The organism is Bartonella gabonensis (assembly GCF_903679515.1).
GTDB lineage: Bacteria > Pseudomonadota > Alphaproteobacteria > Rhizobiales > Rhizobiaceae > Bartonella > Bartonella gabonensis.
Window position 1 is genome coordinate 1 of sequence record NZ_CAHOYM010000051.1, and the last position, 7,740, is coordinate 7,740.

Here is a 7,740-nt window from a genome sequence, read left to right on the forward strand (position 1 = left end):
CTCCTAAACCACTGATCCAACAATTTCCTTTATGGCTAAGATTTTTTTCACTTTCTACCCAGCCACCTAAATCACCTTTTCTTACTTTACCAAAGCTTCTCAATGCGCGTATACGGTGTAATTTAAAAGGGCCAAGATCAACTACGTCATCTGTGAGTTCATATTTCTTTTTAACTTTCATATCTTCCATCTCTCACCTCACTTACTTTTCTTCTTATTCTTCTGAGAATTTTCGTTTACAGATGCATCGCGCTGCTTAAGCTCGTCTTTAAGCTGTTCAATTTCTTTATTAAGGAATTGAACTTCTTTAAATCGTCTGTGTAGAGCTATGTCTTTCTGTTGAATCGCTTCTTTATGCGCTTGTTTAAGCTTCTTAATTTTTTCATCACGCTGCTTAACCTCTTGTGTAAGCTTTTCAATTTCCTTATTACGGTATTTAATTTCTGCTATTAGTTCATACATAGATTTGATGTTCTTACCGAACGTTTCATCATACGCATCCAGCTTTCGCTTCAGTAGGTCAATTTCTTCATCACGGGATTGAGTTTCTACTTCTAAAGTCTTTATCATTTCATTTAAACTCATTCTGCTCTCCATTAATTTTTATGCGGGCGGTTATCACAACCAATCTGTTTAGCTTCGCATTCCATTAAAAAAAGAAGGCAACAAACCGCATGTGCCAAGTGTGATAAATCACTCTCAGCATCCTTATTTTCTCCACCAAACCATGCTAATAAATGACGTAAAGCTGCCCCGTGAAACCGGCTCCAATCCATGCCTTTACGCCAATTGTTTGCGCCGTATTTATTGGCTCCAAAATCCAAAACACGACCGATTTCAAGCAATGCAAATGGGGGTATAAGATCTAAACGAGGCTTGCTGTCATCATTCTTATACGCTTCATTCGTGCTATGTGAACGCATGTAAACTTTGTTTTCATCGCAAAATTCTTGAGTACCGTTAACCTCGATTTCACCATAAACATTGGCTTCACCATATACCTTTACAGCACCATGAACTTTCGCACGGTCATAAACACAAGCATCGTCCAAAACACAAGCGCCGCCATAAACCTCTGCATGACCATAAACATGCGCACTACCATAAACCCATGCATTGTCATAAATCTCTGCATTATCATGAACACAAGCGCCGCCAAAAACCTTGGCTTTACCATGAATACAGGCAAAACCCTGAACTTCAGCATAGTCATACACATGTGCATCTCCAAAAACCTCGGCATTCCCACAGACCTCGGCATGACCATAAACCTTAGCATTGCCATAAACATTGGCATCATTAGAAACCTTGGCATAACCATAAACCTTGGCATTATCACGAACCCAACAGTTGCCTTCATGGCTTAAGTTGTCTTCATATTCTATAAAACCGCCTAGATCACCGGCTTTAATTTTTCCAAAATCTCTCAATGCTCTAATTCTATAAAGCGTCAATCTACCAACTTCGATTGTCTCATCTGTTAGTTCATACTTCTTTTCAACTGCCACCACTGATCTCCTTAAGGCTGTAAAGTATCGCTGCTGTTATCAACGCTGCAATTTTTAGAAATTGAAGGAAAATTCTCTTGATACCAATCGCTAGGACTTACGTAATTATCAGTAACTTCTGCTATCTTTTGGATTATCTTAGGATGCGGAAATCGCTTCTTATTTACATAACGTGCTACAGATGCTTGCGTAACACCTACCAAAATCGCAAACTCGGCATAAGTAATATTATTCTTTGATAAATATAGTTTTAGTTTAGACATTCCTTTTTATACCATAATGGTATTATTAACGCAAGCAATTTTTACCATATTGGAATTTGAAAGGATATTTTTTTTAATTAGGATAAGAATCATGAATAATTTGAAATTTTTCAGACAAAAAGTGGGCTTAACTTCAAAAGAATTAGCCGAACTGGTAGGAACTAGTCAGCCGCAAATTTTTCGTTTAGAAAATGGGCAACGAAAATTAACAAAAGAGTGGGCTATACGTTTGGCACCGCACTTAAAAATCACCCCTAAACAACTGTTATTTTCAGGAAACAAGCTTAATAGCTTAGATGAACAAATTGAAGACATGTTAGAGCATCTAAGCTACGATAATAAGGTTAAACTTCTTGATCTCCTTTCTTCATTTTATCAAGATAAAAAAGAATAAATTCTCTTTTTTCATCTTCTGTCAATTTATTCCATAGTTCCAATATTTGCGTATTAATTGACCATTTATCATCCATTTTTTCTACTCATAAAAATATAAAATAAAAAAAATAACCATTTTGGTATTGACTTTAAATTACCATTTTGGTATCAAATATCCCATATCGTAAAAATTAACGGTTGCCAATAGGCTCTATGGAGGTAGTTGTGAACAAACCAGTGCTTATAAATTCTGATGAAATTTTATTAGTTCATTTAGTTTACTTTGATAGAGATGAACACATTGCAGAATCTGGACCACTTGATGCAAGTCAAATTCTAAGCATTATTGATGGGGTAGATGATGTCTTCAAAATCTTTCGTATAAATCCTTCTGAAAAGAGTTGTGAAGATATCTCTGAAGAGATTGCAGAAGCATATGTAAAAGAAAATATCAAACATCTCGATGAAGAGAGTGAGGTTCATTACTTTGTACGTGAAAGTGATGCTTACCATGACCTTTTAGATGATTTAGCAAAACAAAGATATGAAGATGAGGTTTACGGTACTTATGAAGAACAGAACCGTTATCCTTGAGATGTGCTTTAAAAACTATGAAAGGCGTTTCTAATAACGCCCCCCTTTCAAAAAAATTACAACACAAACCAATGCCGTTCTTTTTCAAGAGCGACAAAGGAATAGTTTAACTTAAAGGAAAATAATCATGGAAAAGAAATACGAACTGACAGATGAGAAAATCGAGGTTTGTGGTCACACTTTACACCGTATCCGCGCCTTAAGAGATTTTGGAAAAGTTAAAGTTGGTGATCTAGGCGGTTTTATAGAAAAAGAAGACAACTTAAGCCATGAAGGCAATTGTTGGGTTGGGCATCGTGCCAAGGTTTATGGGAATGCGAAAGTTTATGGTGATGCATGGGTCTATGAATATGCCAAGGTTTGTGACAATGCTATCATTTACGAAAATGCAAAAATTTTAGGAAATTCTACAGTTGAAGCAAGTGCACGTATTTATGGCAATGCCGAAGTTTTTGGCAGTGCTATTATTAATGGCATTGTTCATGACAATGCACGAGTTTATGATTATGCCGCTATAGGTATAGGGGCTGTCGTGCGCGGAAATGCAAGAGTTAATGGACATTCTAATATTGAATATAACGCTACAATTTACGATAATGCCCAAATTGTCGGAAATGTAAAAGTACATGGTAACGCTAAAATTTGTGGAGACACCCTTCTCCTCGGAAATGCGGTTATATGTGGGAATATTGATATCTGCAATACTAAGCATCTCTATCAATAATCAATCCTATCTCCTTTTCTAGCAAAACAAACAACTTTGAACACATGCGTGATTCACGACACGGGTGAGTTGCGCCTAAAATAAGGAAACAATAATGACAGATTCACCATTAGCCACTATGGCAACGAAATATGGATTTTCTTACGAAGAATTTAAGAAAACTCTTACAAAAATTTGCATTGGTGAAAAAAATGCCGAAAAAATCTCTGATGAAGAATTTGCTATTTTTCTTTTTATTGCAAATAAGTATGGTCTCAATCCTCTAACTAAAGAGATCTATATATTCCCTAAAACCGGCGGCGGCATGATACCCGTTGTCTCCATTGATGGATGGATTAAGATCATTAAGTCTAATCCGGACTTTGATGGTATGACCTTTCAAGATCAACTTGATAAAGATGGTGAGATCATTGCCATTAAATGTGCCATTCATCTCAAAGGCGTTACAAACCCTGTCGAAGTCACCGAACATTTAAAAGAATGCAAACAAGAAAAAAGTGAGGCTTGGAAAAAATACCCAGCACGTATGTTACGTCATAAAGCCACTATACAATGTGCACGCTACGCTTTTGGTTTTTCCGGTATTTATGAAGAAGACGAAGCTAAACGTATTAATAACATCACACAAGTACAACTTGTTTCTTATGACATGCTTGAACAAATAAAAGGGCTAATTGAAGAAACTGGAACAGATGAAAATAATCTTCTCTTTTACGCGAAGGTAAAAAATCTAAAAGATTTGTCTTGTGAAAAAGCGCAAGAAGTTTTGGGACTGTTGAAAAGAAGAAAAAACTTTCAAATGGAAAGAACTCTACAATCTCGCCCACAAAAAGAGCAAATAGACGCCCCTATACAAGAAGCCGAATATATTCATATCCAAGATATTGAATATGCTCCAATACAACAACAAACGGCGGTGTGAAATGGAACAAAGAACAGCAGAATGGTTTCAAGCCCGTTTAGGTAAAGTGACCGCTTCAAACATTTACAACGTTATCAGCAAAACAGCAAAGGGAACCCCTACTAGCAAATATGAGGACTATAAAATTAAACTCATTACAGAGCGTCTAACGGGGCAAACAAGTCCCTATTATGAAACCGAAGACATGAGATGGGGCATTGAACATGAAGAAGATGCCTTGAGAGAATATGAATTCATTTATGATACACAAGTCACTCAATGCGGCTTTATTCAACACCCTACAATTCAAATGGCGGGGGCAAGCCCTGATGGGCTTATTGATAAAGAGGGTCTAATCGAAATCAAATGCCCTAGATCAACTAATCATATGCGTTTCATTATCGATAACGAAATTAAACCAGAATATCTTGCACAAATGCAATTTCAAATGGCTTGTACGGGACGTAAGTGGTGTGATTTTATCAGTTATGACCCGCGTTTTACGGGAGATTCATCTCATTTGCGTATGAAAATCAAACGTATCCTCCGTGATGAAAAGCAAATTGAACAAATCAATCAAGCGGTTGAAAGCTTCTTAGCAGAAATAGAAAGAGAGATAAAAAAGCTCTCTAAAAACGCCGCTTAAAATTGTAGGGGTGCTTCTTTTCACATACCTCCTAGCACCCCGCCCATTTACATAAGGAAATTAAACATGTGTAATAGCAAAGATGAGAAGCCTTGTTTTTTTACCATTGGCTATGAAGGAAAATCATTAGACCATTATCTGAATTGCCTCATAGAAAACAATGTTAAAGCTTTGTGTGATGTTCGTAAAAATCCAATAAGTAGAAAACATGGTTTTTCGAAAAGGCAATTAGAGAAAGCTGTAAGCAACATTGGCATTGAATATATGCACATGCCTGAACTTGGAATTGCCTCTGAAAAAAGACGCAATCTGAAAATACGAGAAGATTATGAAGAGCTTTTTGAAGATTACCAAAATACAACTCTTAAGGATAATCTTCATGCAATAGAAAAATTATACCAGCTTTTTTTAGATAAAAAACGTGTTGCTATTACTTGTTTTGAATCTGATGTGTGCTTGTGTCATAGGGGAGAAATTGCGAAGGCTCTTACACAACTAACAAATTGGAAATATGAAATTAAGCACATTTAACACATAACTTGCAACTTTTTAAACAGAAGGTGTTCTATAACACCTCTATCTCCACCCTTTCATAACAATTTTCAACCCATTCGTGATTCACAACACGGGTGAATTGCGTCTTAAATGTAAGGAGAAAAATATGGCGCCTCGTCCAGCTACCATAACACAACCAGCCATTGCACGCGCTTTAAGAGAAGCAAAAAAGCAAGGGTGTGAACTCATAGAAATAAAGCCCACCGGTGAACTGCTTATCTATCTTAAATCCGATATCCCAATACCAAATTCAGTAAACCATACAGACAAACTTTTAAATTTGTCCACGAATGAATATTACGAAACCGCACTCTCTAAGATGTAAAATACCATGCCTAAACCACGCCCTCCTCATCTTGTTAAAGAAATCACACGTCATGGTAGAATTATATGGTATGTACGTATTGGTCATGGAAAACGTATTCGAATCCGCGGAACCTATGGAACGCAGGAGTTTGTTGATAACTACAAAAGCGCACTTGCCGAATTGCAAGGGCTTATACTTCCTAAATCCAAAACCGGTAAACTTGTTGAAGGTTCATTCGCATGGCTGCTTAAGCAATATTTAAACAGCTCTAATTGGCATAGCTACTCTAATACTACCAAGAAACAAAAAGAATACATTCTTATGAAGGTATGCGATACAATAGGCAACGTTCCATACCAAACAATTGAAAAGAAACATATCATAGCAGGTGTTGAACGACGTAAAGAAACGCCAGCAATGGCTATAAGCTTTCTGAAAGCCCTTAATGGACTTTTTAATTGGGCAATTGAACAAGATCTTTTGGAAAGTAATCCAACAGTAGGTGTTAAGAGACCAGCCCTTCACAATAAAAATGGCTTTGCTGCTTGGACAGAAGAAGATGTCGAAAAGTATTATCAAAAATGGCATCATGGTACCCATGAACGTGTCTGGATTGATGTCCTCTTATATACGGGTTTGCGTCGTGGTGATGCCGTTCGCATTGGTTGGAAAGATGTAAAAGATAATATCATTCATCTCAAAACAGAGAAAAGCAAATTCCAAACAGATGTTTTTCTACCTATTTTACCGGAATTAGCCAAAACACTTGAAACTGGTCCTATTGGTGATGAAACATTTATTTGTGGTAAAGAAGGTAAAAAACTCGTTAAAGAAAGTTTTGGCGATGCATTTAGAGAGGCTTGTAATACAGCAGGCATAAAAAAATCAGCACATGGTTTAAGAAAATTAGCAGCAACACGCGCAGCTAACTCTGGTGCAACAGTCTCACAACTCAAAGCGATTTTTGGCTGGACAAATGATGCTATGGCATCTCTTTACACAAAGAGCGCAGATCGTAAAAGACTCGCTCTTGAAGCTATAAAAAAGCTCCAAAAAAGTTAGGGATAGAGGCAAAAAAACGTAATAGAATCAAGACTCACCTATTCCCTTATATTAGACATAACTATTTTATTTTACTTGCTTTTTATATACCATTCACGAATACAACCATGAGGTGAGATTGATACATACACTCTTAAAAACAAACATGCCAATACAACACAATGCTGTTTTAGATAAGGACATATACCCCACTCATTTACCTCCTTATTTCACAGCTATAGATAAAATCTTAAATTGAGATAGTGATATTTAAGAGGAAAGTTAAATTTTCTATTAATATAAACCTTCTACACTTTTTAGTTATAAAAATCATAAACTGAGTTTAACACTACGTGAACTTAATTTTAAAACTAATTGATATAGCTAATTAATGATAAAGTGAATCTCGCCAATTCACAAAGGTTTGAGAAATTTTAGATTCAGCCCATGTTTTCAAGACTTCAACCGCTTTAGATACAAGTTTCCAAACTAAAAGAGCGGTAAATATGATGTTTTGAATATTTGATCCGATAAGAGAGCTACTATTTTTGTTACTTATTTGACCTGAAATATTTATGATATCACCTCTTGCTCCCTGAACAAAAATATCTTTCTTCTGTTCCCGCAGAGCAATAAAATCATCCTGTTGAAATTTTCCCCTCCAAAGGTTCGCATGAACCTCTATAATCTGCAAAAAACAAATAATAATTATCATAAAAGTATATAATAGCGGATTTTTAGACATTTATTTTCCCTTTCTCCTATTTTAGAAGTAAAGAAATTATAAATCATTAAAAAAAGAGAAATACTTATTAACAATATTCAT

The 7,740-nt window shown here is 36.0% G+C and carries 12 protein-coding genes and 1 pseudogene; 8 read left to right on the plus strand and 5 right to left on the minus strand.

From position 1 onward, the window contains the following. From HWX04_RS07455 to HWX04_RS07470, 4 genes and pseudogenes are all read right to left on the minus strand, one after another. Positions 1 to 190: pseudogene (locus HWX04_RS07455) on the minus strand (hypothetical protein); the annotation flags it as partial. 8 nt (positions 191 to 198) lie between these two features. Next, positions 199 to 585: a hypothetical protein gene (locus tag HWX04_RS07460; protein WP_175869510.1), complete on the minus strand. Its 387-nt coding sequence runs from the start codon at positions 583 to 585 to the stop codon at positions 199 to 201. Positions 586 to 596: 11 nt separating this feature from the next. Then, positions 597 to 923 carry a dATP/dGTP diphosphohydrolase domain-containing protein gene (locus HWX04_RS07465; protein ID WP_175869521.1) on the minus strand — a complete coding sequence of 109 codons (327 nt, stop codon included), beginning with the start codon at positions 921 to 923 and terminating at the stop codon, positions 597 to 599. A 596-nt stretch (positions 924 to 1,519) separates the two neighbouring features. Further along, the gene (locus tag HWX04_RS07470; RefSeq protein WP_175869511.1) at positions 1,520 to 1,771 is read right to left on the minus strand and encodes a helix-turn-helix domain-containing protein; all 252 of its coding nucleotides are present in this window, start codon (positions 1,769 to 1,771) and stop codon (positions 1,520 to 1,522) included. A gap of 91 nt (positions 1,772 to 1,862) precedes the next feature. On the opposite strand from HWX04_RS07470, the gene HWX04_RS07475 reads away from it, so the two are divergent. The 8 genes from HWX04_RS07475 (at position 1,863) to HWX04_RS07510 (ending at position 6,935) form a co-directional block, all read left to right on the plus strand. After that, the gene (locus tag HWX04_RS07475; protein WP_175869512.1) at positions 1,863 to 2,165 is read left to right on the plus strand and encodes a helix-turn-helix domain-containing protein; all 303 of its coding nucleotides are present in this window, start codon (positions 1,863 to 1,865) and stop codon (positions 2,163 to 2,165) included. A 206-nt stretch (positions 2,166 to 2,371) separates the two neighbouring features. Then, entirely contained in the window at positions 2,372 to 2,740 is a 369-nt protein-coding gene (locus HWX04_RS07480) for a hypothetical protein (RefSeq protein ID WP_175869513.1), read from the plus strand. A 127-nt stretch (positions 2,741 to 2,867) separates the two neighbouring features. Then, the gene (locus tag HWX04_RS07485; RefSeq protein WP_175869514.1) at positions 2,868 to 3,464 is read left to right on the plus strand and encodes a hypothetical protein; all 597 of its coding nucleotides are present in this window, start codon (positions 2,868 to 2,870) and stop codon (positions 3,462 to 3,464) included. Positions 3,465 to 3,558: 94 nt separating this feature from the next. Then, on the plus strand, positions 3,559 to 4,386 hold the full coding sequence (bet, locus tag HWX04_RS07490) for a phage recombination protein Bet (RefSeq protein WP_175869515.1): 828 nt from the start codon (positions 3,559 to 3,561) through the stop codon (positions 4,384 to 4,386). A gap of 1 nt (position 4,387) precedes the next feature. Further along, positions 4,388 to 5,011, plus strand: a complete 624-nt coding sequence (locus HWX04_RS07495; RefSeq protein WP_175869516.1) for a lambda exonuclease family protein — start codon at positions 4,388 to 4,390, stop codon at positions 5,009 to 5,011. A 66-nt stretch (positions 5,012 to 5,077) separates the two neighbouring features. Then, complete coding sequence (locus HWX04_RS07500) at positions 5,078 to 5,542, plus strand: DUF488 domain-containing protein (RefSeq protein WP_175869517.1); 465 nt, start codon at positions 5,078 to 5,080, stop codon at positions 5,540 to 5,542. 130 nt (positions 5,543 to 5,672) lie between these two features. Next, complete coding sequence (locus HWX04_RS07505; RefSeq protein ID WP_175869518.1) at positions 5,673 to 5,891, plus strand: hypothetical protein; 219 nt, start codon at positions 5,673 to 5,675, stop codon at positions 5,889 to 5,891. Positions 5,892 to 5,897: 6 nt separating this feature from the next. Further along, the gene (locus tag HWX04_RS07510; RefSeq protein WP_175869519.1) at positions 5,898 to 6,935 is read left to right on the plus strand and encodes a tyrosine-type recombinase/integrase; all 1,038 of its coding nucleotides are present in this window, start codon (positions 5,898 to 5,900) and stop codon (positions 6,933 to 6,935) included. A gap of 367 nt (positions 6,936 to 7,302) precedes the next feature. On the opposite strand, the gene HWX04_RS07515 is transcribed toward HWX04_RS07510, so the two are convergent. Further along, positions 7,303 to 7,659, minus strand: a complete 357-nt coding sequence (locus tag HWX04_RS07515; RefSeq protein ID WP_175869520.1) for a hypothetical protein — start codon at positions 7,657 to 7,659, stop codon at positions 7,303 to 7,305. Between the last annotated feature and the right edge of the window lie 81 nt (positions 7,660 to 7,740).

Bases quoted from the DNA above. Each gene is read 5' to 3' on its own strand.
- HWX04_RS07460 (WP_175869510.1), bottom strand. From the start codon at position 585: ATGAGTTTAAATGAAATGATAAAGACTTTAGAAGTAGAAACTCAATCC.
- HWX04_RS07465 (WP_175869521.1), bottom strand. From the start codon at position 923: ATGCGTTCACATAGCACGAATGAAGCGTATAAGAATGATGACAGCAAG.
- HWX04_RS07470 (WP_175869511.1), bottom strand. From the start codon at position 1,771: ATGTCTAAACTAAAACTATATTTATCAAAGAATAATATTACTTATGCC.
- HWX04_RS07475 (WP_175869512.1), top strand. From the start codon at position 1,863: ATGAATAATTTGAAATTTTTCAGACAAAAAGTGGGCTTAACTTCAAAA.
- HWX04_RS07485 (WP_175869514.1), top strand. From the start codon at position 2,868: ATGGAAAAGAAATACGAACTGACAGATGAGAAAATCGAGGTTTGTGGT.
- bet (WP_175869515.1), top strand. From the start codon at position 3,559: ATGACAGATTCACCATTAGCCACTATGGCAACGAAATATGGATTTTCT.
- HWX04_RS07495 (WP_175869516.1), top strand. From the start codon at position 4,388: ATGGAACAAAGAACAGCAGAATGGTTTCAAGCCCGTTTAGGTAAAGTG.
- HWX04_RS07500 (WP_175869517.1), top strand. From the start codon at position 5,078: ATGTGTAATAGCAAAGATGAGAAGCCTTGTTTTTTTACCATTGGCTAT.
- HWX04_RS07505 (WP_175869518.1), top strand. From the start codon at position 5,673: ATGGCGCCTCGTCCAGCTACCATAACACAACCAGCCATTGCACGCGCT.
- HWX04_RS07510 (WP_175869519.1), top strand. From the start codon at position 5,898: ATGCCTAAACCACGCCCTCCTCATCTTGTTAAAGAAATCACACGTCAT.
- HWX04_RS07515 (WP_175869520.1), bottom strand. From the start codon at position 7,659: ATGTCTAAAAATCCGCTATTATATACTTTTATGATAATTATTATTTGT.